Source organism: Oleiphilus sp. HI0067 (assembly GCF_001635735.1).
This window is the reverse complement of record NZ_LWFI01001684.1, coordinates 1-1,112: the sequence shown is the minus strand read 5'-3', so window position 1 is coordinate 1,112 and position 1,112 is coordinate 1. Positions and strand designations below refer to the sequence as shown.

The window sequence follows — 1,112 nt, the reverse complement described above, 5'->3', positions numbered from 1 at the left end:
ACCGTTTATAAGACCGCTTACTGTCGCTCGCTCAGACATTTTTGGAATCCAATTACGTAGAGCTCCGACCCAATCAACTGACAAACCATCATGCTGCAAAGGATCTTTATTCTGAACAAAATCTAAAAATGCTTGATCGTGAGAATTATCTTTAAAACTACGAGGCCAGTACTCTTTGCGACCTTGCAAAATACTGTGCGCAAATTCCGCCATATGCCAACTCTGCGGCTTCATTAATGGCGCCAACATAAATACATGCTTTAGATTAAGCGGCGATAACACCGTCGCCGACTCTTCTGAACTTAACAAGTCTGCCAAGATGGCTGCGCCCGTGCTCTGACCAAGCAAATACAAAGGAAGTTCACTATCGCATAACGCAAGTATACTTTTTAGCGCAGGCTGATATTGCTCAAAGGCATCAATACTGGCGCGCGCGCCACTCGATAAGCCATGCCCGGGCAAGTCAAATGCAACAACGCGCAGGCCATTAGCAAGAAGGCGCTTCACGATATTTCCATAAAGTCCTGCATGATCATAGTAACCATGAACGATGACTACCTGCCCTTTGATTTCCATTGCGGGCTCAAAAATCTGAGCAACTAGATCAAACTCAACAGACGGCACTACTTGAATTGACTGCGACTTAGCAAGTCCGATCGACAACATATCAATATTGTAAAAATCGGCATAAGACTTGTATAACAAGCCGGAATGCGACTGAGGTTTGCCGCTTAACTTTAATGAACGAGTACTCAGGGCGAGTAAAAAACGATCTCTATCCCAAAACATGTTGAATGGTTCTCACTGACTTAGCGTTTAACATTCGTTATCACCGTGCACCACCAAATGGATCAAGATTTTAGTTACAATTCGCAGCATAAGATAACGAAGCGGTTACTCAATAAACCGCCGATAGTTGAATACTTTTAAGTATAACTAACTTGCGAGATACAGCCTGTGAAAATCAATAATCAAGCACTAAGTGTGATCGATGTCGTAGTAGCCACCACAGTGAGTTTTATATTTATTGGTTTTCTATATCAACACGTGTATGTGTAAGCTGATTTAGTTTAAATAAAAAAGCACGCTTTTTAGCGGGCTTTTTTATTTGG

At 42.1% G+C, this 1,112-nt stretch carries 1 protein-coding gene; it reads right to left on the bottom strand.

Features of this window, described 5'->3' with window-relative positions; all coding sequences use genetic code 11:
- On the bottom strand, nt 1–789 hold a 789-nt coding region (locus A3739_RS26950; RefSeq protein ID WP_068503445.1), incomplete at its 3' end, for an alpha/beta fold hydrolase.
- Nucleotides 790–1,112: the final 323 nt, after the last annotated feature.